20 protein-coding genes are annotated in these 25,687 nt (G+C 69.1%); 7 read left to right on the top strand and 13 right to left on the bottom strand.

From position 1 onward, the window contains the following. Positions 1 to 99 precede the first annotated feature (99 nt). Positions 100 to 699, top strand: a complete 600-nt coding sequence (gene cglE, locus D7V80_RS19500) for an adventurous gliding motility protein CglE (RefSeq protein WP_120589588.1) — start codon at positions 100 to 102, stop codon at positions 697 to 699. Between the two features lie 6 nt (positions 700 to 705). Here the strand turns inward: cglE and D7V80_RS19495 are convergent, their stop codons facing one another. Further along, complete coding sequence (locus tag D7V80_RS19495; protein WP_120589579.1) at positions 706 to 1,398, bottom strand: aspartate/glutamate racemase family protein; 693 nt, start codon at positions 1,396 to 1,398, stop codon at positions 706 to 708. Further along, complete coding sequence (locus D7V80_RS19490; protein ID WP_120589578.1) at positions 1,395 to 2,219, bottom strand: helix-turn-helix domain-containing protein; 825 nt, start codon at positions 2,217 to 2,219, stop codon at positions 1,395 to 1,397. The genes D7V80_RS19495 and D7V80_RS19490 overlap by 4 nt, the downstream gene beginning before the upstream one ends. A gap of 159 nt (positions 2,220 to 2,378) precedes the next feature. Between D7V80_RS19490 and D7V80_RS19485 the strand changes: the two genes are divergently transcribed. Beyond that, the gene (locus D7V80_RS19485; RefSeq protein WP_120589577.1) at positions 2,379 to 3,185 is read left to right on the top strand and encodes a hypothetical protein; all 807 of its coding nucleotides are present in this window, start codon (positions 2,379 to 2,381) and stop codon (positions 3,183 to 3,185) included. Positions 3,186 to 3,259: 74 nt separating this feature from the next. On the opposite strand, the gene typA is transcribed toward D7V80_RS19485, so the two are convergent. The 3 genes from typA to D7V80_RS19470 all read right to left on the bottom strand — a co-directional run bounded on the left by typA (position 3,260) and on the right by D7V80_RS19470 (position 7,787). Then, on the bottom strand, positions 3,260 to 5,110 hold the full coding sequence (gene typA, locus D7V80_RS19480) for a translational GTPase TypA (RefSeq protein ID WP_120589576.1): 1,851 nt from the start codon (positions 5,108 to 5,110) through the stop codon (positions 3,260 to 3,262). Between the two features lie 167 nt (positions 5,111 to 5,277). Continuing rightward, entirely contained in the window at positions 5,278 to 6,201 is a 924-nt protein-coding gene (locus D7V80_RS19475) for an alpha/beta fold hydrolase (RefSeq protein WP_120589575.1), read from the bottom strand. Beyond that, positions 6,198 to 7,787 (bottom strand): sigma 54-interacting transcriptional regulator, encoded by a 1,590-nt coding sequence (locus tag D7V80_RS19470; protein ID WP_120589574.1) that lies wholly within the window; start codon positions 7,785 to 7,787, stop codon positions 6,198 to 6,200. The genes D7V80_RS19475 and D7V80_RS19470 overlap by 4 nt, the downstream gene beginning before the upstream one ends. A 112-nt stretch (positions 7,788 to 7,899) precedes the next feature. Here D7V80_RS19470 and D7V80_RS19465 point away from each other — a divergent pair, with 112 nt between their 5' ends. The 5 genes from D7V80_RS19465 to D7V80_RS19445 all read left to right on the top strand — a co-directional run bounded on the left by D7V80_RS19465 (position 7,900) and on the right by D7V80_RS19445 (position 12,383). Next, a complete protein-coding gene (locus tag D7V80_RS19465; RefSeq protein WP_120589573.1) occupies positions 7,900 to 8,907 on the top strand; it encodes a cation diffusion facilitator family transporter in 1,008 nt (335 codons plus the stop codon). A 47-nt stretch (positions 8,908 to 8,954) separates the two neighbouring features. Further along, positions 8,955 to 10,010 (top strand): hypothetical protein, encoded by a 1,056-nt coding sequence (locus D7V80_RS19460; protein ID WP_120589572.1) that lies wholly within the window; start codon positions 8,955 to 8,957, stop codon positions 10,008 to 10,010. A 10-nt stretch (positions 10,011 to 10,020) separates the two neighbouring features. After that, a complete protein-coding gene (rsmD, locus tag D7V80_RS19455) occupies positions 10,021 to 10,578 on the top strand; it encodes a 16S rRNA (guanine(966)-N(2))-methyltransferase RsmD (RefSeq protein ID WP_120589571.1) in 558 nt (185 codons plus the stop codon). Positions 10,579 to 10,625: 47 nt separating this feature from the next. Continuing rightward, the gene (gene coaD / locus D7V80_RS19450; RefSeq protein ID WP_014396068.1) at positions 10,626 to 11,108 is read left to right on the top strand and encodes a pantetheine-phosphate adenylyltransferase; all 483 of its coding nucleotides are present in this window, start codon (positions 10,626 to 10,628) and stop codon (positions 11,106 to 11,108) included. 81 nt (positions 11,109 to 11,189) lie between these two features. Beyond that, positions 11,190 to 12,383, top strand: coding sequence for a pyridoxal phosphate-dependent aminotransferase (locus D7V80_RS19445; protein ID WP_120589570.1), 1,194 nt, complete (start codon positions 11,190 to 11,192; stop codon positions 12,381 to 12,383). A gap of 65 nt (positions 12,384 to 12,448) precedes the next feature. On the opposite strand, the gene D7V80_RS19440 is transcribed toward D7V80_RS19445, so the two are convergent. The 8 genes from D7V80_RS19440 to D7V80_RS19405 form a co-directional block, all read right to left on the bottom strand. Beyond that, positions 12,449 to 13,339, bottom strand: a complete 891-nt coding sequence (locus D7V80_RS19440; RefSeq protein ID WP_233585510.1) for an endo alpha-1,4 polygalactosaminidase — start codon at positions 13,337 to 13,339, stop codon at positions 12,449 to 12,451. A 184-nt stretch (positions 13,340 to 13,523) separates the two neighbouring features. After that, positions 13,524 to 14,897 (bottom strand): exopolysaccharide Pel transporter PelG, encoded by a 1,374-nt coding sequence (gene pelG, locus D7V80_RS19435; RefSeq protein ID WP_120589568.1) that lies wholly within the window; start codon positions 14,895 to 14,897, stop codon positions 13,524 to 13,526. Further along, a complete protein-coding gene (gene pelF / locus D7V80_RS19430) occupies positions 14,854 to 16,425 on the bottom strand; it encodes a GT4 family glycosyltransferase PelF (RefSeq protein WP_120589567.1) in 1,572 nt (523 codons plus the stop codon). Before pelF ends, pelG begins: the two co-directional genes overlap by 44 nt. Continuing rightward, on the bottom strand, positions 16,422 to 17,408 hold the full coding sequence (locus D7V80_RS19425; RefSeq protein ID WP_147447143.1) for a hypothetical protein: 987 nt from the start codon (positions 17,406 to 17,408) through the stop codon (positions 16,422 to 16,424). Before D7V80_RS19425 ends, pelF begins: the two co-directional genes overlap by 4 nt. Further along, a complete protein-coding gene (locus D7V80_RS19420; RefSeq protein WP_120589565.1) occupies positions 17,326 to 18,708 on the bottom strand; it encodes a PelD GGDEF domain-containing protein in 1,383 nt (460 codons plus the stop codon). The genes D7V80_RS19425 and D7V80_RS19420 overlap by 83 nt, the downstream gene beginning before the upstream one ends. 30 nt (positions 18,709 to 18,738) lie before the next feature. Beyond that, on the bottom strand, positions 18,739 to 22,293 hold the full coding sequence (locus D7V80_RS19415; protein WP_120589564.1) for a tetratricopeptide repeat protein: 3,555 nt from the start codon (positions 22,291 to 22,293) through the stop codon (positions 18,739 to 18,741). Further along, entirely contained in the window at positions 22,271 to 25,024 is a 2,754-nt protein-coding gene (locus tag D7V80_RS19410; RefSeq protein WP_158616667.1) for a bifunctional glycoside hydrolase 114/ polysaccharide deacetylase family protein, read from the bottom strand. The genes D7V80_RS19415 and D7V80_RS19410 overlap by 23 nt, the downstream gene beginning before the upstream one ends. A 182-nt stretch (positions 25,025 to 25,206) precedes the next feature. Next, on the bottom strand, positions 25,207 to 25,687 hold a 481-nt coding region (locus D7V80_RS19405; RefSeq protein ID WP_233585508.1), incomplete at its 5' end, for a hypothetical protein.

Genomic DNA, 25,687 nt, shown 5'->3' with positions numbered 1-25,687 from the left:
TTTTTCCCCGCTGCCGTTTCGTGCCCGCCGTCACTACTGTCCGTGCCACTGCTGCCCAGGCGTGCGAGGGAGCAGGAGGACAACGTGACGGGAGGAGTCGTGAGGAAGTCGCTGCTGTTGGCCGCGCTCGCGCTGTCGACGCCGGCCCTGGGGGCCACGCCGCCTGAGGGCGTGCCGTTCGAGCCGCGCCGGGGGTTCTTCACCGAGACCGACCTCGGTGTGTTCTTCACGGTGGGCGGCGAGAACAGCTACTCCAACGCGCAGTCGTACGTGCAGCTGGGCATCGGGTACGACCTGACGGAGCAGATCTCCCTGGGGGCCCACTTCGCGCTGGGCTCGTCGGCGCAGAACTGCTTCGCGGGCTACCTGCCGGACTCCAACGTCTGCGCGCTGTCGGACAACTTCACCGTGGCCTTTGGCGACCTGACGGCCGCCTACCACGTGCGGCTGGCCAATCGCTTCTACCTGACGCCCAAGGTGGCGGCGGGCTACACGCGCCTGGAGCCCCGGCCGGTGGATCCGGAAGACGGCGATCCGGGGCAGTCCATCAACGCCTTCAACGCGGGCCTGGGCATCGGCATCGAGTACGCGACGTCCTTCGACCACTTCTCCGTGGGCGCGGACCTGCTCGGGCGCTACATCATCGGGCCCAACATCATGACGTTCGCGGTGTTCCCGCGCGTGAAGTACACGTTCTGAAACGGACTACGCGCCCAGACAGAACCCGGCGGCCTTCATGGCGTGGATGGCCGTGGTGTCGAACAGCGGCACTGACGCGTCGCCGGGTTTGATCAGCAGGGTGATTTCCGTGCAGCCCAGGATGATTCCCCGGGCGCCCCGGCGGACCAGGCCCTCCATGATGCGCTGGTAGCGCTCCCGCGAGACGGCCTTCACCTGGCCCAGGCACAGCTCCTGGTAGATGACGTCATGGACCACCTGGCGCTCCGCGTCGGTGGGCACCAGGACCTCCAGGCCTGACCCGGCGAGCCTGCCTTTGTAGAAGTCCTGCTCCATCGTGTAGCGCGTCCCGAGCAGGCCCACGGTCTTCACGTTGGCGCGGAGGACCTCCTGGGCGGTGGCCTCCGCGATGTGCAGGAAGGGGATGCGAATGGCGGAGGTCAGCTCCGGCGCCAGCTTGTGCATGGTGTTGGTGCACAGGACCAGGGCCTCGGCCCCCGCGCGTTCCAGCGCCCGGGCGGCGTCGCACAGGATGCGGGCCGCGTCGTCCCAGCGGCCGGCGCTCTGGGCGTGTTCAATCTCCTGGAAGTCCACGCTGTAGAGGACGACCTTCGCGGAGTGATGGCCCCCGAGCTCCCGCTTCACGTGCTCGTTGATCAGCCGGTAGTACTCCGCCGAGGACTCCCAGCTCATCCCGCCCAGCAATCCAATCGTCTTCATGTGTGTCGTTCCCTCCCGTACCGGGCGTATCCGGCGGGCGTGCGGCCCACGATGCGCCGGAAGTCGCGGATGAAGTGCGCCTGATCGAAGTAGCCCAGCTCCAGCGCCAGCCGCGCCAGCTCCGGAGGCGGTGTTTCGCGCAGCCGCTCCGCGGCTTCATGCAGGCGGTAGCGCTGGATGACCCACTTGGGATTCATGCCCACGTAGCGGTTGAACAGCCGCTGCAGCGTGCGCAGCCCCGGGCCTCCGGGCGTGAGCAGGTCCTCCACCTTCGTCACCGCGCGGTCCTCCAGGATGCGCGTGACGAGCCCCTGCACCCGCGCCACGTTCGGATCCGGCGCGGGCATGCGGGCCCGCAGGAAGGCCTCCGCCAGGGCAATGCGCTCGCGGTCCGCGTCGCGCGTGACGTCGGTGGCGAGGATGGCCGCCTCCAGCGCCAGCGCCTCCGGGCCCAGCAGGTCTCCGGGTGACACCGCGCGCCGCGTGAGCGCGGACACCGGCGTGCCCACGAAGGGGAAGAAGCCGCCGGGCCGGAACTTGATGCTGAACACGCCGCCCAGCCCCTCCAGCGTGATGGAGAAGCGGCCCGGGGGCGGGCCTCCCACGCGGGAGGTGCCGTCCTGGAAGGCCCAGTGCACGGACGGGTGGCTGAGGCTCTGCTGGAGGTAGGGCGGCTGTCCGCGCAGGTCCCACCGCACGGCCCAGAAGTGTTCGACCCACGGGCGCAGGTCCTCCGCGGGCAGGACGCGGACGTGCTCGAAGTGCCGGGGATCCGGCCGGGGATACAGCAGGCCCCGAGGCTTTCCCGCGTTCGACTCCACCCGCCTTGGCGCCTCCTCCGGGACGTCCGTGTCCTGGCGCGCTTCTACTACCGCTTCGACGGACGTCGGACAGGTGCCCCGGCCTGGCGGGCGGATTCAGCTCCGTCGGTCGTGTGCTCACCCTGAAAGTCACCCTCGCGGCTCTTTCCAGGTAAGCCCATGACCCCCGTTCTCCGTTCCCATGCCCGTGTGTGGGTGCTGGTGCTGTCGTTGCTGTCCGTCCCCGCGCTCGCGCAGGGCATCCCGAACCTGCCGTCCGCGGAAGCGTGCTGGGGCCAGTCGCCGGACGCGGATGGCGACGGCGTGAGCGACAGCTGCGAGCTCCAGGTGGCCGCGGCCTTCATGCCCACGCTGTGGATTGCGCAAGGCGAGAAGGGCGTGGCGCGCCGGCCGTACTTCGCGGTGCGTCCGCTCAACTCCGCCCTGCGCACGCTGCGCATCTTCTACCTGGCCGCGTATCAAGAGGACCATGGCATCCCCAGCCTGGGCATCTTCAACGTCTTCGCCCACGACGGGGACTCCGAGTTCCAGGTGCTGGACGTGCACTACACCGACGGCCGCTGGTACCTGGACCAGGCCTTCCTGTCCGCGCACCTGGAGACGGCGTGCGACTCGTCGGGCTGGTACGGCTACGCGCAGCTCGAGTACGCGGGGGCGTACCGGGGCGCGCCGCGCATCTACGTGGCCGGGAACAAGCACGGCGCCTACAACTCGAAGGCCGCCTGCGACCGGGGCTGCTACTTCACCGACAGCTGCTCCCAGGGCCGGCAGGAGGTCCTGGACCCCGGCAACCAGCTCGCGGGCCGCAACGTGGGCTCCATCAGCCTCCCGTTGATCAACGCCGTCACCGTCAACGGCCAGACGGAGCGGCTCCTGGACGACGTGGAGTTCAAGGGCTGGGACGACCAGGGGAGCCGGAGCAACTCCACGCCGTACCGCGCCCGGCTCGTCCGCTTCGGCTTCTGAAGCCGGAACGAAGAAGGGGCCGCCACCCGCGAAGGTGACGGCCCCTGGAAGCTTCAGGCGTCTCGACGGAAGGACTACTCCGCCTCGGCGCGCTCCTCGCGCTTGCGGTCGCGCTCGGCGCGGTAGCGCTCGCCCACGGCCAGCGCCTTCTTGCGCATGCGGATGGACTTGGGCGTCACCTCGATGAGCTCATCGTCGGCGATCCACTCCAGGGCCTTCTCCAGCCCCATCTCGCGCGGCGGGACGAGGATGACGTTCTCGTCGCGGCCGGCGGCGCGGATGTTGGTGAGCTTCTTCTCGCGGCAGCAGTTGACGTTGAGCTCGGACGGGTGCGCGTGCTCGCCGATGATCATGCCCTCGTACACGGTGGTGCCCGCGCCCACGAAGAGCTGACCGCGCTCCTGGATGCTGAACAGCGCGTACGGCACCGTGTCGCCCAGGCGGTCGGAGACCATCGCGCCGTTGGCGCGCTTCGGGATGTAGCCGAACCACGGCTCGAAGCCGTCGAACTGGCTGCTCATGATGCCCTCACCGCGCGTGATGGTGAGGAACTCCGAGCGGAAGCCGATGAGGCCGCGCGCGGGGATGCGGAACTGGAGGCGGGTGCGGCCCGAGCCCAGCTGCGCCATGTCCGTCATGCGGCCCTTGCGGGGCCCCAGGCGCTCCGTCACCGCGCCGACGCTGTTCTCCGGCACGTCGCAGAAGAGCAGCTCCATGGGCTCGTGCAGCTGCCCATTGATTTCCTTGGTGATGGGCTCCGGGTTGGAGGCGGTGAGCTCGTAGCCCTCGCGGCGCATGTTCTCGATGATGACCGCCAGCGCCAGTTCGCCACGGCCCACCACGCGGAACGCGTCCGGCGTCGCGGTGTCCTCCACGCGCACGGCCACGTTGCGGTAGGCCTCGCGGTACAAGCGCTCGCGCAGGTTGCGGGAGGTGACGTACTTGCCCTCCTTGCCCGCCAGCGGCCCGTCGTTGACCTTGAAGATCATCATCATCGTGGGCTCGTCCACGGTGATGCGCGGCAGCGCCACGGGCTTCTCGGGGTCCGCGATGGTGTCGCCGATGCTGATTTCCTCGATGCCCGCGATGGAGACGATCTCACCCGGGCCCGCGTCCGGGATCTCCGTGCGCTTCAGGCCGGAGAAGCCGAACAGCTTGACGATCTTGCCCTGCTGCACCTTGCCGCCCTCGCGGACGACGGACACGGGCATGTTCGGGGTGATGCGGCCCGCCTGCACGCGGCCCACCGCCAGACGGCCGACGTAGTCGTCGTAGTCCAGGTTGGCGACGAGCAGCTGCAGCGTCGTCTGCTCCGCCGGCGGCGCGGGCGGGGGCGGGATGTGCTTGATGATGGCGTCGTACAGCGGCTCCAGCGTCTTGCCCGGCACGTCCAGCGACGTGGAGGCCTGACCCTGGCGCGCGACGGTGTAGAGGACCGGCATCTCCAGCTGCTCCTCGTTCGCGCCCAGGTCGATGTAGAGCGAGTACACGAGGTCCAGCACGTCCTTGGCCCGGGCGTCCTGGCGGTCGATCTTGTTGATGACCAGCACCGTCTTCAGGCCCATGGCCAGCGCCTTGCTGAGCACGAAGCGCGTCTGGGGCAGGGGCCCTTCGGCCGCGTCCACCAGCAGGATGACGCCATCGACCAGGCGCAGACCGCGCTCCACCTCGCCACCGAAGTCGGCGTGGCCCGGGGTGTCGATGATGTTGATCTGCATCCCCTTGTAGGAGACGGCAGTGTTCTTCGCGAGGATGGTGATGCCCTTCTCGCGCTCGAGGTCGTTCGAGTCCATGACCCGCTCGGCCACGTGCTCATTGGAGCGGAAGGTCCCCGCCTGCCGGAGCAGGTGGTCGACGAGGGTGGTCTTGCCGTGGTCGACGTGGGCGACAATGGCGACGTTGCGGATGTTTTCGCGAGAGATCATCAGGACCAAACTAACGGAAATGAAGGTGCGAGGAGAGACGCCCAGAACGGGGTTTCTCAATCCCACCGGAACCCGGAAGGCGGGGGCTTATATGCCGGGGGCTTTCCACCTGCAATGAAGGCGGGTGTCCAGCAGGCAAACAATCAGCCCCCCTGCCTGCTGGGCGCTTATCCCACCTTTGGGGGAATTTCCGCGGTCTCCACTCCCAGCCGCTCTCTCAGGAAGCGCTCCACCCGCAGCTCCACCAGGCCCGGGACTTCCAGTGGGGCGGTATGGGTGCCCTCGGAAATCATCAGGAGCTCAGAGGAGGGGATGCGCTCGGCCATCTTCCGGGACAGCCAGCCGGGGGTGAACCGGTCCTTCTCCCCGGCGACCACCAGGGTGGGCACGTCCACGTGCTTCAGGTGGTCCTCGGCGGTGTGGTTCGCCAGCGAGTCCAGGGTGCGCACGAAGACGACGGGGTCCATCCGTGCCAGATGGGTGAAGTACGGGGCCAGGTCGTTGCGCGCGATGAGGTCCGGGTTCATCTCCAGGCGGATGGCCAGCTGCACCACCAGCTCCGTGGTGAGCGCCCCGTGCACGATGCGCGCGGTGTGCCGGGGGAAGCGCTCCACCGCGGCCCTCAAGGTCGGGAAGAGGCGCTTGAGCAGCGTGGAGTCATGGAAGGTGTCCAGCGGCATTCCGTAGCTGCCGCACACCAGCACCAGCCCCTCCACGCGCCGGGCGTAGCGGCGGTGGAATTCCAGCGCCACCTGCACGCCCATGGAGTGGCCGAAGAGGACGGCCTTGTCCATCTGCGCCGCGTCCATCACCCGCGCCAGGTCGTCGCAGGTGTACGCCATGCCGATGCGCGTGCGGTCCGTGGGAACGGTGCTCTTGCCATGGCCCCGGTAGTGCCAGCGCAGCACGCGGTGGCGCCGGCCCAGGTAGGGCAGGAGGTACTTCCACGCGAAGCCGTCACAGCCCAGGCCGTCACACAGGACCATGCCCGGGGAGCCGTCTCCCCGCACCTGGTAGTAGAGGTCCGCGCCGTCCGGCACCCGCAGCGAGTCCTGCCGGAAGGAAACCGCCTGTCCATGCGGCGCGCTCACGCCTCCACCTCGTCCGTGTCCAGTCCTTCGGGGATGCCCTTGTCCAGCCCGTAGCGGGAGATCTTCAAGAGGAGGTTGGAGCGACTGATGCCCAGTTCACGCGACAGCCGGCTCTTGTTGTAGCGGGTGCGCACCAGGCCCTGGTGGATCATCTCCTTCTCCAGGGACTCCACCGCCTCGTGCAGTTTTCCGTGGGCGCGAGGGGCGATGAAGGGCCCGCCGCCGGGGACGACGGCGTCGCGGATGCGGCTGGAGAGCAGCTCCGCGGGGATGGTCTCCAGCTCGCCGCCCAGCACGAGCAGCCGCTCGATCTCGTTCTCCAGCTCGCGGATGTTCCCCGGCCACGCGTAGGCGCCCAGGATGCCCAGGGCCTCCGGCGCCAGGCCCCGCGCGCGCTGGCCCTCGCGGTGGTGCTTGCGCAGGAAGTGGTCAATGAGGACGGGCAGGTCGTCCTTGCGCTCGCGCAGGGGCGGCAGCTGCAGGCGGATGACGTTGATGCGGTAGAAGAGGTCCTCGCGGAACTCGCCGCGCTTCACCATTTCGCCCAGGTCCTTGTGGGTGGCGGCGATGACGCGCACGTCGACCTCGCGGGAATGGGTGCCGCCCACGGGCAGGAAGGTGCCCTCCTGGAGCACGCGCAGGAGCTTCACCTGGAGGGCGGGAGACATGTCGCCCACCTCGTCCAGGAAGAAGGTGCCCTGGTCCGCGACCTCGAAGAGGCCCTTCTTGTCCTTGAGCGCGCCGGTGAAGGCGCCGCGGGTGTGACCGAAGAGAGCGCTCTCCAGCAGGTTGTCGTTGAAGGCGGAGCAGTTCTGCACGACGAACGGCTTGTCCTTGCGCGGGCCGTTGTGGTGGATGGCGCGCGCCACCAGCTCCTTGCCCGTGCCGGACTCGCCGTTGATGAGGACGGTGGAGTCGGAGTGGGCCACCTTCTCCATCAGGCGGAAGACTTCGTTCATGGCCCCGGAGCGGCCGATGATCTTCTCGAAGCGGTAGCGGTTGGACAGCTCGGAGGCCATGGACTGGATGGTCTCCTCCTTGCGCGTGAGCTCCACCTCCTGGTTGGCGATCTCCGTGACCGCGAACTCCAGCAGGTCCGACAGCTTGCTCAGCTCCGAGCCGTCCAGCACCGGCACGCGCTCCGCCGCGCCCTCCAGCTCCAGCATCGCCCCGGGCGCGATGTCGCGCATCTTGCCCAGGAGCACCTGTCCGTCTCCGGGCGTGAGCGGCTGCCGGGCGAAGCCCTCCACGAAGAGGAAGCCCTCGTACTCGTTGCGGATGTAGAGCGGCGCGCCCACGATGGACAGGCGCAGGTGGCAGTCGTGGAAGAGCGAGCGGCGCAGGTTCTTGGCGGCCTTGAACTTCTCATGCAGCACCCGCACCGACTGGGCACACCGCCGCATCCCCTCCCGCGCCCCCAGCGAGTGGCGGCAGAAGTCGTTGGGCGGCGGGATGAAATCCCCGCGCTGCCAGTCGTGCACCAGGCCGTTGCGATCCGCGAACGAAAGCTCCACCTGCCACCACTTGCGGATGACATCCCTCAACATGACAATGGTGTGCAGATTCTGATGCTTCTCGAAGTCCATCCCCACGGTCCTCGCCCTGTTGCGGATCAGGACAACGGATCTACGGGGTTGTCCGAAATCAATCCAGCGGCACCTGTCCGACGACGTCGCTGATCGCGTACCCTGGTTCCCTGTGAGCGCACCCCCACATACACACGGCAGGGCCGGGCACGGTCATTCGCACGACCACGACCATGACCACTCGCACCATGGGCATTCGCACGGCCATGGGCACGGTCATTCGCACGGTCCCCGCAAGGGGGGGCTGGCGGAGGAGCGGCGCAAGGACCGGCGGCGGCTCCTGTTCGCGCTGGGGCTGACGGCGACCATCATGGTGGCGGAGGCGGTGGGCGGCTTCCTCACCAACTCGCTGGCGCTGCTCTCCGACGCCGGGCACATGCTGACGGACGTGTCGGCCATGGTCCTGAGCCTGCTGGCACTGTGGTTCGCCGGGCGGCCCGCGGACCTGAAGAAGACCTACGGCTACTACCGGATGGAGATCTTGAGCGCGCTCCTCAACGGGGTGCTGCTCCTGGTCATCACCATCTTCATCCTGATGGAGGCCTGGGAGCGCGTGCGCACGCCCGCTCCGGTGGAGCTGGGGCCCATGGCGCTGGTGGCGGGCATTGGCCTGGTGGCGAACCTGGCGGCGCTGGGCTTCCTGCACCAGACGCACTCCATGAACGTGCGCGGCGCGTTCCTGCACGTGCTGGGGGACACGCTGTCGTCGGTGGGCGTGCTGATTGGCGCGGGCGTGATGTGGTGGACCGGCTGGTACGTCGTGGACCCCATCATCTCCGTGCTGATTTCGATGATCATCGTCGTGGGCGCGCTGCGGCTGGTGAAGGACGCGGTGGACGTGCTCCTGGAGGCGGTGCCCGCGCACGTGGACCTGGAGCAGGTGCGCTCGCTCATGGCGAAGGTGCCGGGCGTGCAGGCGGTGCATGACCTGCACGTGTGGACCATCTCCAGCGGGATGTACGCGCTGTCCGCCCACCTGGTGGTGGCGGACCCCATGGTCTGCAACAACGACGACATCCTTTCCGCGGTGAAGCACGACCTCTTCGACCGCTTCGGCATCGACCACACGACCATCCAGATTGAGAGCCAGTCCTACGCCCACCTGGGCGAGGTGCACTGACTCGCGCTTGCGAAAGGGGCGCGGGGCGGGGATTCTCGCCGGCTCCTATGAGCGTGCTGGACAAGGTGTTGTCGCTGCGGCTGGGCAACGTGGTGGCGCGGGTGGGCCCGGGCTCCCGGGTGCCCCTGTTGGATCCACGGGAGCTGCTTGGGGCGCTGGAGTCCACGCCCATGGCGCTGCCGTGCCTGCCGGTGCTGTCCAAGGGCGCGCTGCCGGGCCTCCTGGGCGCGGCCCGCGCGGAGGACTCGGTGCTGGGCCTCTCCTGCCCGCACCCGCTGGCGGACCGGGGCGCGCCGGAGCGCTTCGTGAGGGCGGTGCACGCGGCGGCGCAGGAGGCCGAGCACACCCGGCCCCTGTTCCTCCAGGCCGGTCCCCTCCGAGTGGGTTCCACGGACGCGGATGTGCTGGACGCGCTCCAGGAAGGCATCTTCCGCGTGGTGGACGCGGGCTTCGCGCTGGTGTCGTTGGACCTGTCGCGCCTCACCTCCTACGAGGCCGTGGAGGCGGTGAACGCGCTGGTGGGCCCGCTCAAGGAGCGCGAGCTGTCGCTGGAGGTGTCCCCGCCGCAGCTGTCCGCGGGTGGCCTGGTGGACACGTGCGCGACGCTGCTGGAGGGGCTGGCGCAGTGGCAGGTCCCGCTGCGCCTCTTGCGCGTGTCGGACGCGCAGCTGGGCCATGGCGAGCCAGGCGTGGAATTGGACGTGGAGCTCTTGCGCCAGGTGGTGGAGACGGCCGCCGCGAAGGGCGTGGCGGTGACGGTGGCGGAGGCCTCCACCGGGCCCGCGCGGGGGCTGTCCAGCTACGTGGCCGCGGGCGTGCGCAAGGTGGACCGGGGAGGGCCCTTCGGTCCGCTGGCCCTGCGCGCCTGGCCTCCGGAGGTGCGCGACCCGGTGGTGGCGCGGGCCCAGGCGGCGGGCATGCCGGCCGGGGAGCTGTTGTCCGTCCTGGAGGAGGGGCTTCCGCCCCTGTCGCCCGCGGCCCGCGAGACGCTGGAGGCGCTGTCGTTCGCGGAGGCCACGGAGGCGCTGGGGGCGCTGGGGGCGCACCGCTCGGCGTCGGTGGCCATGGCGTTCCTCGCGAAGCCGGGCGGGGACCTGGGCTAGAAGGGCGCGCATGCGCATCGTGGCAGGCAGCGCGAAGGGCCGGGCCCTGACGGGGCCCAAGCCGTCGTCCGGACACATCCGCCCCACGGCGGACCGGGTCCGTGAAACCATCTTCAACATGCTGGGCCAGTTCCTGGACGGCCAGGCCGTCCTGGACCTGTACGCGGGCACCGGCGCCCTGGGGCTGGAGGCCCTGTCGCGGGGCGCGGGCCGGCTGGTGCTGGTGGACCAGGACCGCGAGGCCCTGGCCCTGTGCCGCAAGAACACGGACGCGCTGGGCTTCGGCGCCCAGGTGTCCATCCTGGCGCAGCCCGTGGTCCGCGCGCTGGAGACGCTGGGCAAGCAGGGGGCGAAGTTCGAGCTCGTCTTCGCGGATCCGCCCTACGCGGCGCGCGTGGTGGAGACGGTGCTGGAGGCGGTGGTGGCCGCGGGCGTGGTGACGCCGGGCGGCACGGTGATGGTGGAGCACGACAAGCGGGAGGCGGCCCCCGAAGCCCACTCGGGGCTCACCCTGGAGGACCAGCGCCGCTTCGGGGACACCCTGGTGAGCTTCTACCGGGCCCCATGACGTGCGCTTGACCGGCCCCCTGGGCCCGTCGAGACTTCAACGCACCCATGCCGGTCGCCATCTATCCTGGTTCGTTCGATCCGCTCACCAACGGGCACCTGAGCCTCATCCAGCGCAGCCTGAAGATGTTCGACCGGCTCATCGTCGCCATCGCGGTGAACCCGAAGAAGACGCCCCTCTTCAGTCAGGAGGAGCGCATCGAGCTCATCCGCGAGGCGGTGAATGACCCCCGCGTGGAGGTGGACGCCTTCCACGGCCTGCTCGTGGACTACGTGCACCAGCGCAACGTGAGCGTCGTCATCCGCGGGCTGCGCGCGGTGTCGGACTTCGAATACGAGTTCCAGCTGGCGAACATGAACCGCAAGCTGGCGCCGGACATCGACACCGTCTTCATGATGACGGGCGAGGACTACTTCTACATCTCCTCGCAGCTCGTCCGCGAGGTCGCGACCTTCGGGGGGAACGTGGACGGGCTCGTCCCCCCGAACGTCAACGCGGGGCTGAAGAAGAAGTTCGGCCCGAAACCCTAGGGTCGTTCCCCAGGGGCAGTCGGGCCACGCAACGCGCGAGCGGGCTTGTCCGCTTCGGGAGTTCCGCGCTAGGCAGGGCGCATGAAACTCGCCCGCCGGCTGCAAGCCATCAAGCCCTCCGCCACCCTGGCCCTCAACGCCCGCGCCAAGGCGCTCGCCGCCAGTGGCAAGGACGTGGTGGTGCTCGCCGCCGGTGAGCCGGACTTCGACACGCCGGAGTTCGTGAAGCAGGCGGCCATCGACGCGCTCCGCACGGGCTTCACCAAGTACACCGCCACCGCGGGCATGCCGGAGCTGCGCGAGGCCGTCTGCCGCAAGCTGGAGAAGGACAACGGCCTGAAGTACGCGCCGGATCAGGTGGTGGTGACGGCGGGCGGCAAGCAGTCGCTCTACAACTGCTTCCAGGCGCTGCTGGACGAAGGCGACGAAGTGATTGTCTTCGCGCCGTACTGGGTGAGCTACCCGGACATGGTGCACCTGGCGGGCGGCACGCCGGTCATCGTCCCCACGCGCGAGGAGGACGGCTACGCGCCGGACCCCGCCGCCATCAAGAAGGCGCTCACCCCGCGCACGCGCGCCATCATCCTCAACAGCCCGGCCAACCCCACGGGCGCGGTGTACTCGCGCGCCACGCTGGAGGGCATCGCGGACGCGGTGCGCGGGCACGACTGCTTCATCGTCACCGACGACATGTACGAGAAGCTCCTCTACACGGGGGAGCCGTTCCTCAACCTGGGCAACGTGGCGCCGGACCTGGTGCCGCGGCTGCTGGTGTCCAACGGCCTGTCCAAGTCCCACGCGATGACGGGCTGGCGGCTGGGCTACGCGGCGGGGCCCAAGGCGCTCATCTCCGGCATGCAGCTGGTGCAGGACCAGTCCACCTCCAACGCGTCCTCCATCACGCAGAAGGCGGCGCTGGCGGCGCTCAACGGCCCCACGGACACCATCACCGCCATGGTGAACGAGTACCGCGAGCGCCGGGACCTGTTCGTCGCGGGGCTCAACGCCATCCCGGGCATCCGCTGCCGGCTGCCGGAGGGCGCCTTCTACGCGATGGCGGACGTGCGCGGCCTCTTGGGCAAGACGTACAAGGGCAAGCCGCTGACGGACTCGCTCCAGCTCTCCGAGGCGCTGCTCAATGACTTCCTGGTGGCGGCGGTGCCCGGGGACCCGTTCGGCGCGCCGGGCTACATCCGCATGAGCTTCGTCACGTCGCGCGAGGTGTTGCAGAAGGGCCTGACGCGCCTGCGCGATTTCGTCGCGGCGCTGGGCTGAGAAGGATGAGCGGCCTGGGAGGAGGAATTCCCAGGCCGCTTCGTCGTGCGGAAGAGGAAGAAAGCCTAGCGGCAGGGGGTGCGTGCGGCGTCCAGCTCGCGGTTCTTGAATAGCGTGTCGAAGTTCATCGCATTCGCGCTGGCGCACACGTCCGCCTGATTGCCTGTGTACTCGATGTTGAAGACAGCCTTCCCTGCCTCGATGAACGGCAGCAGCATGTGACACTCGTTGTAGACGTGGCATTGCTCGTTGATCTGGAAGTCGAAATGCTCCACCAGGTCCTGGACCTGGAGCAGGTCGTTCTTCAGTCCAATCGACAGCCCTCGCTGGTGCGCCTCAGCCGCCAGGGTCTGGTTGTAGTGGAGCTGGTCGTTGGCCTCGAGCGGAAATCCGGTGTTGTTGGTGAAGCCGTCCATGTTGTCGAGATCGACCGCGTCGCAGCCCTTCTGCACGGCCAAGTCCATGCGCCGCTTCATCAGCTCGATCAGCTCCGGGGAGCGGACGTCCAGCCACTGCTCACCCGGCCACCCATCCAGGGCCGCGCCAAGGGCCTTGGGGGGAAATTCGCCCGAATCCGGACGCCAGTCCTCATAGGAGCCCGCGCTGAAGTAGCAGATGACCTTCCGGTTCCGGGCCTTCAATGCGTCGATGACGGACTGGGGCGTGTCGAACAGGTCCAGGTCGATGGCTTCGGCGTTCACATCCATGTCCATGGCGCCAGAGAACTGGATCTGCCAGGTCGTGCCAGGCGCGGGGATCCAGCGGGCCTGCCCCCCATCCGCGGGGGGGGCGGGCGTGGTGGGCCCGGTGCCCTGCCCGGTGTCAGGCAGTGGTGCCGGATCCACTGTACCCGGTGTCGGCGATGGGGGATTTTCAAGCGCTGTGGCGTTGGAGCAAGCCAGCAGCCCGCAAGCCATCACCGCGGCGATGCTCCAGGCACCGCCGCGCACAGACATGTTTCGAGGCATCAACGCTCCGGGGAACGGCGCCCCGCTCGCTCGCACGCAGCATGGGACGCCCATTGTTATCAATGGGTAGTCCAAACACGCGGCCTGCTCGAATCATCCCTGGGGGATTGGTCGCGTCCGGCGGCCGGCAGGCAGGCATCGCCCTGGCGGCCGCATGCCGGAGTGCTCCGTCCTATCGCTGCAGCATGAAGGTCTCGAACTCGAGCCGCCACAGCTTGCGCGACAACCAGCCGAGCCCCACCACGGCGGTGAGTGCCACCGCGGAGGCGAAGCCCAGTCCGTAGAAGCGAGGGCCCGCGAACTGGCTGAGCAGCGTGAAGACCGTATTCGTCACCAGCAGGCCCACGCTGAGCCACAGGGCGACGCGGCGCTGATCAAAATAGTAGAGCACGTTGAGCACCGCGAGCAGCACCACCTGCATGCCCACGGCGACGAGGTCCAACGTGTACAGCGCCAGATGGGCAGGCGACAGACCCAGGACTCCCAGCAGGCGAGGCCCTGCAAGCACCAGCATCAGGATGGTCAGCCCCTGTACCTTGAAGATGCAATGAAACCCCTGGCGGACGGCGTCTGTCATCCGCACCCGGAGCCGCCGGAGTTCCGAGAGCGGCTCTCCCGTGCGCACCGCTGCATAGAACGCCCGGTGCAGTTCGGCGAAGTCGGTTTCAATCTGCACCAGATACACGGCCATGCCCGGCACGATGGACAGGTAGGCAATGAACATTGGCATGTCGTAGATGACGGACGCACGCAGGGGGCCCGACACCGGGTACGAGGTGCCTGGGTTGAACCAGAACAAGAGCTTGTCGCTCCAGATTGCCAGGTTGTACAGGAGCCCCGTCAGCGCAAGGCCCCGAATCCCCAAGCGCTTATCCAGGAACTCGAACGAACAGAGTTCCGGGGCGGGGTAGCGGGCGAGCACTCGCGCGAGGAAGCCGAACAGCATCCAGGCCTGCCCCGCGAAGAAGCCTGCCAACAGGCCGATGTTCCCGAAACTCCGGAGCGCCACCGCCAGGGTGATGGACAGCAGGTAGCCGACGAGGAAGACCTTGAGGACGGCGTTGTACTCCTTCAATCCTGAGAGCATGACGACGAGCACCCACATGTCGCAAAGGACGACGAAGGTGGCCAACAGCAGCAACTGCTGCAGCAGCTGCCATGTGGGAAAGAGCGTGGCCAGCACCAGCGCGCCCAGGAGGCAGGCCGAGGTGGTGGTGAGCACCAGTGCTCCGACCAGGTTGGGGACGATGCGCTCCTCGTGGTTCTCGTAGATGCGGTCCGCCACGAAGCGGGAGAAATAGAGCTGCAGCGGCCCGGTGAAGATGAGCGACGCCGCCATCACGTAGGTGATGGAGACCTGGAACTGCGTGACGAGCGCGGGCTCACGAAAGGCCGGTGCCGCCAGGAGGCCGATCGCCATCACCCCGAGGATGGACAAGACCCAGGAGCCCGAGCTGATCAGCCCGGCATAGCCATAGCCACACAGCAGCCCGGTGAGGCCGTTACCCCTGAGCAATCGACGAAGCTCGAATCCGATCCCCGCCACGGTCACCCTCCAGTGCTCCCCGGTACACCGCCCGGTAGCTGTCGATCATCCGCGCCGCGGAGTACCAGCGCTCCACCCTGGCGATGCCGGCCCCCTGGGCCGCGCGCCACACCTCCGCATCTTTCAGCAGCCGCAGCGCCGCGCGCCCCGCCTCTTCCGGAGAGGTGATGGGCACCACCGCCCCCGCGCTCCCGAGCGCCGCGTCGTCTCCGGGCCGCCCCTCCACGAGTTCGCGGCAGGAGCCGACGTCCGTGCACACCACGGGCAGCCCGCTCGCGAACGCCTCCAGGACCACCAGCGGCAGTGCTTCCGAGATGGAAGTCAGCATCAGCAAGCCCAGCTTCGGCAGCAGCTCCTCCGGCTTCTGGAAGCCAAGGAAGCGCACGCGGGACTCCAGTCCCAGGTTGCGCACGAGCTCCCGGCACTCTCGCGCGTAGGCCGGGTTCTCATCCTCGGGGCCGATGATCCACCCTTCGGCCTCGGGCAGCTCCGCGGCCACGGTGCTCATGGTCCGGATGAACGTGCGCACGTCCTTGATGGGCACGATACGGCCCAGCAGGCCAATGATCGGAGGCGTCGGGCCCCCACGCAGCTGTCGCAGGGGCGCGAAGCGGGCGATGTCAATGCCATTGGGGATGATGTGCGTGCGGGCGGCATCCGCCCCGTCCTGCACCTGCCGGGCGCGGTTCCCTTCATAGAGCGCGATGATGGGGTCCGCCGCCTGGTAGGTCATCCTCCCGAGCCCCTCGAAGAAGCGGATCCACAGCCTTCTCAAATGGCCGAGCCCGTCACTGCTCTCGCCCGAGAACAGCCCCGAGCGGTCTTGGATCCACCCGACATGGCTGAGGTCGATCTTCCGCTCCTTCGTGTAGATGCCGTGCTCGCTCAGGATGAAGGGGAGGCCGCGCTGTCGCTGGAGGAGCGCGGCCAGCGCCCCCGCGTAACCCGTGGAGATGGAGTGCAGCATCCGCACTCGGGGGACCTGTCGGGCAACCTCCGCCAGGCGGAAGAGGGGCGCGTGGATGGTGCGCACCGTCCAGAAGTAGTCGACGAATGAACCCTCGCTCCAGTCACGCTCATAGGCCCGGATGATCTGCTCCCAGCTCCGCCGGCTGTGGATGAAGTCCTCCGCTGGAAGCCCCTCGTGCTTCCCCAGGTTCTGGGCCACGCGCTCCCAGAGCGCATCGGGGATGGGTTGGCTCGAATCCTTCAATGCGTCGTGGAGCGCCTCGACGTCGCGGAAGGCGTCCGGATTGCCCTCGCGAACGATCCTGGGGGTCCCTTCGAACGGGTTCGCGAGGTAGTGCACCGAGAGATGCACCACGTTGGGTGGCAGCACGTAGCGCGGTGCCGCGTAGTGCGAGGGGTCGCTGCCGATGAAAATGAGCGCGAAGGTGAACTCCGGCAAGGCCGTGATGATCTGGTGGACCCAGGAGGAAACCCCGCCGCTCACGTAGGGATAGGTCCCTTCCAACAAGAGGGCCACATCCGCGCTCTCCCCCTGCTTCAAGCGGGGCAGGGGGCTCATGACCAGACCTCGGCGATCGGACGGGACGCGAACCGATCCGTCTTCAGATTCCGGGCGCAGCGTGAAAGCTCGTCGCCGTGTCCCAGCAGGAACGCCGCTTCCGCGAGGTAGGGCAGGACCAGGTGAGGTGCAAGCTCCAGTTCCAGCGCGCGGGTGAGTGCAACGCGTGCCGCCGCCGCATCCCCCCGGCGCAGGTGGATGCGCCCGGTGAGCAACCGCAGCCCCGCGTCTTCCTCCCGGACGCAAGCCGCCTCCGCGAAGGTGAGCGCCTCCGACAGGAGGTGTGTCGCCACCTCTCCACTGGCGAGGCCGGTGTGCACGAGTTCCCAATGCCGAAAGGCGAGGCGTGACTGGAGGCGGGGCCGCTCCTCCTCCCCGGCCTGCTCCAGCGCAGCGGTGTCCGCGGCGATGGCGGCGTACAATTCGCGCTCGCGCGATTCCAGCAGGGAGTGGGCAAGGAGCCGGACCTCGTCAGCAGGGTCCTTCAGCGCGCCCTGCACGATGGAAACACCGAGCGCGCCCGGCAACTGGCCTGCCATCAGGAGCGCCTCCAGCCGTCGTCCGAGTCCTCCCGCGTGAAGCACGATCGCCTCCAGGTTGAAGTCCCGGGCCAGGAGGTCCGCCCGGTGCGGCCGCGCACGGTGAGGCAGCGGAGGGAGTCCATGCAATTCGTAGGTGGGAGGGGCGGCGCGGCGCGGGGGGCGGTACAGGGTGATGCAGGCCGCCAGCCCGGGGACTCCCGCGAAGGGCAGGAAGAAGGCGAACGCGAAGAGCAGCCCGCCGGCGCGGAGCTCGGACTTCCTCCACCCAGCGCCCACCCGCTGGCCCAGCCATCCCGCGACGAGCACGCTGGCGCCCCCGTGCAGGAGAAGAAAGGCCGGCAGCCGCGGGACGCGCGGTTCAAGCCCGAGGAGGGCGATCCAGCTCAGAGCCTCGATTGTAAGGATGGAAGCCACTCGCAGGCTCGTGGTCGGTCTCGACATGGATTATCCCCAGCAACTGCTCGAGCACGGTCTCGGCCCGGTGCGACGTGGCAAGCTCCAGGGACTGGAGCTTGAAGGAGGGAGGGGGCGTCATCTGCTCCAGCAGCCCAGGCAGAAGTCCTTCGAAGCGGCGCTCGCACCCACCCGCTCCTTGCTGGTCGGTCAACGGTAGGAGCACGAGCAGCACCGGCCTTCGTTGCCCATCCCGGGTCAGCCATGGCTCGTCCACCCCGCGGCAATGCATGGACAACTTCCGCAGCGCATCCGTCCCGCTTGCGCTCTGGCAGGTGATGGACAGCACCGACGCCGGGAGCCCGTGGCGCTGCAGTGCATGCAGGCTCTGCTGGAGCGCCCGGCGGAACGCGGCGTCTGGCGGCCCGCGCCGCGCCGGTGTGCGCGCCAGCAACTCGCCCGCATACGCCCCCAGCAGCGCGAGTGTCCGGAAGGTGTCCTCCGCGATGGACGGGAAGTGCATCCGGGATACGGCGAGGAGGCCGTGCACGCACCCCTCGGGGTCCGCCAGCGGGACGACCGCGAGCAGTGGGCTCGCGCCTGGCACGTCTTTCCGGACGACGACCTGGCCCGTGGCGAGGGCTTGATTGAGCATCGCGTCTTCGGGCGGGAGCGGGAGCGCGTCGCCGAGCCGCGCGGCGGGACGCTCGTCAATCATTCCAAGCCCGTTGACCGCGTGCAGCGAGGCGGCCTGGACGCCGCAGGACATCGCGCCCAGCCGCAGCAGGGACTCTCCAATCCATTCCAACCCCGACGCGCCGGGCTCGAGGGCGGACATCCGCTCCTTCAGCATCGCCAGCGCGTGCCGCAGGCTGCCCGCGCCTCGGGCGGCGCGCTGTTCAAGCCGGTCATGCGAGACGCGGAGCAGGTGATACACGCGCGAGAACTCGTCGAGCCGCCGCCAGTGGTAGTCGCGCTCGGTCAGACTGCGAGCCAGCTTGCGCCGCCACACATCGCAGAACTCGCCGCTCACCATGCCCACCATCACGAGGCCCAATGCGAGCTGTGCCGGAAATCCGCTCCAGGGGGCCTTCCCCAGGAGGTGGTACCCGAGCATCGCCAGTACCTGAAGCAGGGCGCAGCCGAGCCCGCTTGCAAAACCATGGCTCACGCCCGCCAGCAGCGGTCCGAGCGCCATCCACGCGAAGGTGTTCCGGGTGAAGAAGGGGTCGTCGGGCTGGAGCAGCCTTCCGAGCAGCCCCGTCGCGAAGGCAAGCGCGCACACCTCCAGGTACCGCCTCCAGCGAGAGGGCTGGAGCGTTGCCGCCGGATTGTCCTGTGCCTTCATCCTTCGCGCTCTCCTCACATGCCCTCCCCGCTACGGTCCGAAGCGCTGGTGCAGGCGCAGGCCGGCCATGAAGCAGGCATCCGTGATGCCTGCGTTGATCGCGTGGCTCACGCTCGCTTCCACGCCCACCTGGGTATCCGAGAGCACCGGCACCCCGAGCTCCAGGCGGAGTTGGTAGCCCGGCTGGTTGTAGGGCCAGAGCCAGCCGCCCCATGCGTCCGCCAGGATCCGCACCGGACCGCTGATCCCCGAGGCCTGGCGGACATCCCCTTGCATCAGCGTGAGGCCCGCTCCGGCACTCATCACGCGCCGAGGCAGGAGCCGCGCCGCCCGGCCCAGTTCCCACGCAGGGCCATCGTTCACCAGGGAGTTCAGCGCGGCGTCGTACGTCGCCCGTGCGCGCACCGAGGTGACGCCGAGCGGCAGGGTGTAGCCCACCGCCGCGCCGCCGGTGGCACCGTTCCCGAGCAGCGCCTGGGCGCGCGTCCGGTACTGATTCACCGAGAGCGCCAGCGAGAGGTCGCCGCGGTCGGTCAGCCGGGCTTCGCCAGCGAGCGAGAGCTGATGGCGCACGGCGAAGAAGCGCAGCTCCGCCTGGTCCTCGGGCGGCTCGTTGAGCTGGAGCCCGGCGCTGGACAGGACGTCCCGGCCGAGCGCCAGGGATTGGAGGGCATATCCCCGCGGAAGAAGTCCTCCGTCCCGGACGGCCAGCCCTACGCCCAGGGTCGTTCGCCGCCTCCGGGGACCGAAGAGGGCGCGGGTCTCCACGCTCACCTCGCGTGCATCGGGCGGCCGCCCCGAGGCCGCGTCGTCGAGCCGCAGGTTTGTCACCCCGGCCTCGGCTTCGAGGAGTCCCTCGAAGAGCGCTCCGGGCTGCGCGTGTGCGCGCACGCCGATTCCCCACGCACTGAAGTCCGCATGACCTTCCGTGCCGCCACGGAGCTCTATCGCGGGAGCCAGCGCCTCACGCAGCTCACGGTGTTGCTGACGCAGGTCCATGGAGCTGCGCTCCGCCATCGCCCGCGAGGCAAGCAGGTATGCGATGCGCTCCTGGCCCAGCTCGCGCCGCGCGAGAACCTGCTCCTCGATGGAGAGCGTCGCCCCCTCCTCCGACAGCAGGTGCTCCACGGCCCGCGAGTCGCTGCTTGCGAGCGCGAGCGCGAGTCGCTGCCGGGACGCCAGCGGGTGCCCGCCGCGCTCCAGGCGCGTCGCGATGGAGCGCGCCGCGGCGAGGTCATCGCGGCGCAGTGCGTGGCCCAACAGCCACTGCTGGGCCTGGGGATCCTCTTTCAGCGGCCCTTCGAGCAGGGGGCGCCATGCGTCCGCGGAAGTGTCGCCATCGAGGGCAACGAGCAGATCCAGGTAGGAGAGCAACGCCTGAACCTCGCCAGCAGGGGCAGCCGCGGGCGCCTCGGCGAGACGATGGGCCCTCGGCTCGAGCATTCCCCGGGCCTGGAGCCGCGCCGCTCGCGCACGCTTCGCGTCCCCGGAGGCGAGCAGCGCCTCCGCGTAGGAGAGGAGGAGGAAGGGATCGTCTGGGCGGGCGCGGGTGAGTCGCCGGTACCAGTCCGCGGCGGCCCGGGAGTCCCCCAGCTCGGTCGATGCGGCCGCGTAGAGCTCCCAGTAGGACGCATCGCCGGCGGCCTCCGCCTTCCACTCGCCCATGCGCGAAGCGAGGGTGCGCGCATCCCGCTGCTGGAGCAGGGCCTCCAGCAGGCCCAGCCGCGCGGGCCGCGAGTGGGGGGCGATGCGGAGCGCGCTCTCATATCGATTCCGTGCCGGGCCCACGTCCCCCGTGCGAAGGAGGATCTCCGCCTCCAGCAGCGCCAGGTTCGAGTCGTCCTTGTACTGCTCGATGAACGGGCTGGCGGCCTCCACGAGCGCGTGGCCCTCCTCCCAACTGCCCGAGCGGATGGCGGCCTCCAGCGCGCAGGCGAGCACCTCCGCATCGAAGGCATTGCGAAACAGCTCGCGGGCGAAGGTCACGGCCTCCTCCGGACGCTCACCCCGCGCAAGCAACCGCGCCACCTGGCGCGCGACCTCGGGCTCTCGCGGATCCTCCGCATGGAGGACACGGAGGGCGGTGAGCGCCGCAGCATCCTCATCCAGCGCCCAGGCAATCCGGCCGAGCAGCGTCCAGAACTCCTTGTCCTTCGGGCCGGCCATCGACTGAACCGCCGTCAGCGCCCGCAGCGCCTCGCGGGGCCGCTCCAGCCGCCAGAGCAACGTGGCCTGGTGGACCCCCATCGCGGGGGAGGGCCCGGCGCGCAGGGCAAGGGTGTTCCAGGCCTCGAGTGCGCCTGTGAGGTCTCGCTGGCGCTCACGCAGGCCGGCGAGCAGCTCGAGGGCGGCCTCGTCTCCGGGGTGGGTCTGGAGGTAGCCCACGAGGTAGCGCTCGGCGACCTCGGGTTCCCCCAGCTCCTCGCGCAAGCGCACGAGATTGGCGCGGTCCGCGCTGGAGAGTTCCCCGCGCATGGCTTGCAGCATCAACAGCTCCACCTGCGCCGGCAGGTTCCACAGCATCCTGCCCAGGGTCATCGCCCGCTCGAGCTGTTCGGGTCGCCCCTCATGGCGCGCCAGCCACATCCACTCGTCGAGCGAGATCTCCAGCGCCCCGGACCAGTCCGCGATCGTGGCGACCTGCTGGTGGGCCTTCGCGGTGTCGAGCAGGCGTGCCAGCCGCCGGGCCGGCGCCAGCGCGTCGCGGGCGTCACCGGCAGCGAGGGCCAGCTCGAGTTGCAGGCGGAGGGAAGCGACATCCTCCGGTGTGAGGGCGACGCGAAGCTCCTGCCAGCGCCGCGCGAGGTCGAGGGCGGAGTGCTCGCGAGCAATGGAGACGGCCCTGTCCAGGAAGTGGGCGCGCGCACGGAACACCGGCACGGTGCGCTCGAGCAGGGCGAGCACCGCGGTGGAATCCTTCACGCCACGCAGCAGCTCCAGGGCCCTGGCCAGCGTTGAGTCCGAGCGCTGCCGGTCTCGTTCCTGGGCCGCCGATTCGAAGAGCACCGACGCTGCCTCGAGTGGGTCCACCGAGGGGCTCCGCTGCCTGGCAGCCTCCGCGATGAGCACGGGGCTCGCCTTGGAGGTGCCGGACAATTCGGCCAGGAGGCCGGGGCCGCCCACTTCCAGGACGACACTCCCCCAGCGCTCCTGCTCCGCGGGCGAGGCCCGGCGCAGATACCCGCGCAGCGCTTCCGTCAGCTCCTGGCGTCCCACCACCCGCCGTGGATCCTCCGGACGGAGCTGGCGCCATAGGGAGAGGCGGAGTTCCATCGCGAGGGTCCGGGCCTCCTCGCCAATCGGGTCCTCGCGTCCGACCAGGGGCGTGAGCACCTGGAGCGCCTCCTCCATCTGGCTGATGTGGCGCATCGCCCGGGCAAGCCGCAGGCGCGCGCGGGTGTCCTCGGGCTGCCGCTCCAACTGGGCCCTCAGGTAGAAGAGCCCTACCGCGTCGACGAACTCCGGCTCCACGGCGCCGTCCTCGCGCGGCAGGAGCACATAGAGAGTACCTCCAACGCACAGCACCAGGAGCGTGAGCGCCACCGGGCCGAGCAGGGGGGCATCAGGGACAGGAGAGGTGCGCATCGCCCGTATCCATTTCGGCCAGGATGAACTCGGTGAGCGCCCCGCGCTTGACGCCCAGGCGGGTGCCAGCGGGGGTCTTCAACCGGCACCTGCCATGGATGCCCGCCACCGCGAACCGAAGCGGCAGGTGCCCCTCCAGCCGTAGCGCCACGCCCCCCTCTCCGGGCTCCCAGCGCAGGACGCGACCATTCGCCCAGGCCAGATGCGGGCGGCCCGCGGTTTCCCCTCCCATCGCGAGCGCGGGGGCCTTCACTTCCGCGAAGGTCACGTAGCAGCCCTGCGGGAGCCTGCTCACTGTCGCGACACCCTGGGAGCGCGCCAGGTCTGGCGGGGGGCTTCCTGCCGGCAGCCGCACGGTCCGCAAGCGGTCCATCCCTCCAAACCGGTAGTGGCCCTCCAGCGTCCGCAACACCACCAGTCGCTCGAACTCCTCGACCTTTCGCGCGTACTCCGACAGGAAGATGGGCTGCGTGTCTTGCTTCAGGGCCCACCGGTACACCTTCTGCAACGCACGCAGGGCTGACACCTTCGCGCCAGACCAGAAGTGATAGTAGAGCGAGAGGGGCTTGAGCCGCCGGGGCGAATCCGTCAGCACGAGTGTCTGGATGACATCCTGGTAACCGTAGAACGGCCCCGCGCCATAGTGCGTGTATGTATTATCGTCCGCCACGGGGGCGTAGACGTGGATGGGCAGATCCCCGCGCAGCGCTCCCTCGAAAGGGCGGCTGAACGGCGACACGGCGGACAGCGAGGGGAATTCGAGGCTCGCATTGGTGTAGCCGCCATTCACGTTGCGCAGTCCCAGCGCGCGCGTCATCTCCACCACTTTCGCGCTGGGGAGGCTGTCGCCGGACCAGTGGAAGACCTGGACGGACTTTCCCTGGGGAGCGATCCGCTCGTTGAGGTAGTGGACCGAGCCTTCGACTTCGCGCCGCGGGTCGAGCTGGTAGTCCGCGATGGGGAGGTGGTGCGACCCCTCGGGTGCACCGTCCCCAATCAATTCGCTCCAACGGAAGGGGTGGCTGTACGTGTGGCTCGCCATCTCCACGTGCGAGAGCGCGGAGATGCGCTGCGCCACGCGTTCGAGCTGGTCGCTGTTTTCCGCGTTCACCCCCGAGGCCGACAGCTCTCCCTCGATGAAGGAGACGGTTGTCGGAACCCGGAACCTGGAGAGGACGCGCTCCAGCACGACGGCGCCAGCGAATGGCGTGCCCGGCATCTGGGCCGTGAGGCCGATGCCATCCCCGTCGATGTGCACCGTCATCAAGCGCCGGCCGTTCTCCGTGGTGACGTCCGGCACGGGGAAGGAGTCCAGCGCCAACGCCTTCTGGAGGAATGCGAACGGGTCGAGCACCCAGCGTTGCCGGTCCTCGAAGCCCGCATCCAACATATAGGGCACCGTGGCCAGTCCGCCCCACGAGGCCGTGAGGATGGCTGCTGCACGGTGGCCCGCCGCGTCCTGGACGCCAAGGTGGACCGCGACATCCGTGCTCGCCGCGGCAAACACCGGCAGATCGTGTGAATGCAGCCGGGGTTGAGCCTCGAAGCCGATGAGCGGCGAGTGGGCTGAGAGCGAGAGAGGAGGCTCCAGCTTCGGGGCAGGCTTCAGCCCCAATCTGCCGAGGAGCTCGGTATCCGTGGACAACCCGAGCTGGCCGAAGATGGCGACCCGCACTCCGGAGGAGAGCTGCCGGAGGAGGAAGGACCGGAGGGCGTCAGGCTGTGGGACGTCCGCTTCGGTGAACCACGTCACCACGCCCGCATATCGGCCCGACAGGGGGATCACGGGCAGGGCGGTCCGCACGTCGAGGTAGTCGACGGCGTAGCCGAGGTGGTTGAGCGGTAGCTCTAGAACCAGATGCGCCGGGCTGCGGGACGGATCCGGGAACTTCGCCCCGTCGTATAGCGCGAGGATTCGGCGCGGCACACTCTCCAGCAGCCCTACCCCCAGCGCATCGAGGTGGCCATTGGAGACCCAGGGAATGAAGCCGAGCGCGGCAATCTTCTGGGCGACGGCGCGCGCCTCGGCGCGGCGATGGGGCGGCAGATAGTCCACCACCACGACGGGGAGCCCGTAGCGGGTCCGCACCTCATTGAGCCGCGAGAGCAACCACTCGCGTGAATCGGCGGAGACCTCGGTGTAGCTGTCCGTCCCCGCGTCGTATCCCGCGAAGAGCGACTCCGCGACGACCCCCGAGAGCGCGGGAGCGATCCGGGGCAGCAGTTCGAAGCCTCGATTGGCCCAGACGATGGCCTCGGGATGGCGGCGCCGTAGCTCAAGCACCAGCTCCTCCAGGCCGGCCCGGCGATCAGCCACCTGCCTGGGCGTCCCTGGAGCGGCGAGCGGGCTGTCGAGCGTATCGAAGAAGAAGCCGCGGTAGCCCTCCCGCCAGAGCGACTCCAGTTGCTCCAGCAGGAATCGCTGGAGGCCGGGGTTGCTCGAGTCCACGACGTCGCTCTTCCAGGCGCGGTTCTCGGCCAGGAACCATTCGCGCCGGGCCTCCCGATGCCAGGGGGAGTCGCGGTTGATCTCACCGATGCTGACGTAGGCGAGGACCTGCGCGCCGCTTGCCTGGAGCCGGCCCCTCTCGGATGGCGAGAGGGTTTCGGGGGCAACCACGATGCGATCGAAGAGCCGCAGCTCTTCTACGGGCACAGGGCGCCCATAGAAGAAGGCCGTGGCCTCCCCATGGGCGTGGGCTGGGGAATCGAGGAGCGCGGTGAACAGCATGCAAGCCAGTGCCCCTGTCCTCTCCCACCGCCCGCCCATGGTGTTCCCCCGCCCCCGTGATGCGCGAAACTGGAGACGTACAGGGGCACGCGCAAGCCGCGCGTCGGGGGGGGGGACCTGAGGGCAGTCGGCTGTCCTTCAGCCGCGCCGGGCCACGAGGCCAGGGCGCCCTCTTCTCCGGTTCAGTCGGTATAGGCGAAGGCGTGCCAGCTCAGGTCCGGGCTGCCACGGAAGAGGAAGATGGCCGCGCGGCCGGAGAGGTTGCCCACCGCGGCCCAGGTGTCCTTGAGCGCGCGCGGATCCAGCCCCAGGCGCGCGGGCGGCTTGCCGTACTTCTTCTCCATCTCCGCGATGGGCAGCACTTCGATGTCGTAGAGGGTGATGAGGTCCGTGCGCCGCGCGCGCAGCTGCTTCACCCACGCCTGGATCAGCTCATCCGGGGTGTTGAAGCGCTTGTCCTCCAGCTGGAACGGGTAGCTCAGCTCCGCGGACGCGTTGCGCACATCCCCCGTCAGCAGGCTCTGGAAGAGGAAGCGCGCCTCGTTGTGGATCACCGAGCGGGCGATGCCCTCGGGGGACAGGTCCTCCTCGGTGGGGCGCGCGGCTTGCGCGTGCCCCTGTACGTCTCCAGTTTCGCGCATCACGGGGGCGGGGGAACACCAT

Origin of the sequence: Corallococcus sp. CA054B (assembly GCF_003611625.1) — a bacterium.
Classification (GTDB): Bacteria; Myxococcota; Myxococcia; order Myxococcales; family Myxococcaceae; genus Corallococcus; species Corallococcus coralloides.
Note: the sequence above shows the minus strand (reverse complement) of the source record. Positions and strands in the feature narration are given on the sequence as shown.

Coding starts and splice junctions, on each gene's coding strand:
- D7V80_RS19495 (WP_120589579.1), bottom strand. CDS start 1,398: ATGAAGACGATTGGATTGCTGGGCGGGATGAGCTGGGAGTCCTCGGCG.
- D7V80_RS19485 (WP_120589577.1), top strand. CDS start 2,379: ATGACCCCCGTTCTCCGTTCCCATGCCCGTGTGTGGGTGCTGGTGCTG.
- typA (WP_120589576.1), bottom strand. CDS start 5,110: ATGATCTCTCGCGAAAACATCCGCAACGTCGCCATTGTCGCCCACGTC.
- D7V80_RS19470 (WP_120589574.1), bottom strand. CDS start 7,787: ATGGACTTCGAGAAGCATCAGAATCTGCACACCATTGTCATGTTGAGG.
- D7V80_RS19460 (WP_120589572.1), top strand. CDS start 8,955: ATGAGCGTGCTGGACAAGGTGTTGTCGCTGCGGCTGGGCAACGTGGTG.
- rsmD (WP_120589571.1), top strand. CDS start 10,021: ATGCGCATCGTGGCAGGCAGCGCGAAGGGCCGGGCCCTGACGGGGCCC.
- coaD (WP_014396068.1), top strand. CDS start 10,626: ATGCCGGTCGCCATCTATCCTGGTTCGTTCGATCCGCTCACCAACGGG.
- D7V80_RS19445 (WP_120589570.1), top strand. CDS start 11,190: ATGAAACTCGCCCGCCGGCTGCAAGCCATCAAGCCCTCCGCCACCCTG.
- D7V80_RS19440 (WP_233585510.1), bottom strand. CDS start 13,339: ATGTCTGTGCGCGGCGGTGCCTGGAGCATCGCCGCGGTGATGGCTTGC.
- pelF (WP_120589567.1), bottom strand. CDS start 16,425: ATGAGCCCCCTGCCCCGCTTGAAGCAGGGGGAGAGCGCGGATGTGGCC.
- D7V80_RS19425 (WP_147447143.1), bottom strand. CDS start 17,408: ATGTCGAGACCGACCACGAGCCTGCGAGTGGCTTCCATCCTTACAATC.
- D7V80_RS19420 (WP_120589565.1), bottom strand. CDS start 18,708: ATGAAGGCACAGGACAATCCGGCGGCAACGCTCCAGCCCTCTCGCTGG.
- D7V80_RS19415 (WP_120589564.1), bottom strand. CDS start 22,293: ATGCGCACCTCTCCTGTCCCTGATGCCCCCCTGCTCGGCCCGGTGGCG.
- D7V80_RS19410 (WP_158616667.1), bottom strand. CDS start 25,024: ATGCTGTTCACCGCGCTCCTCGATTCCCCAGCCCACGCCCATGGGGAG.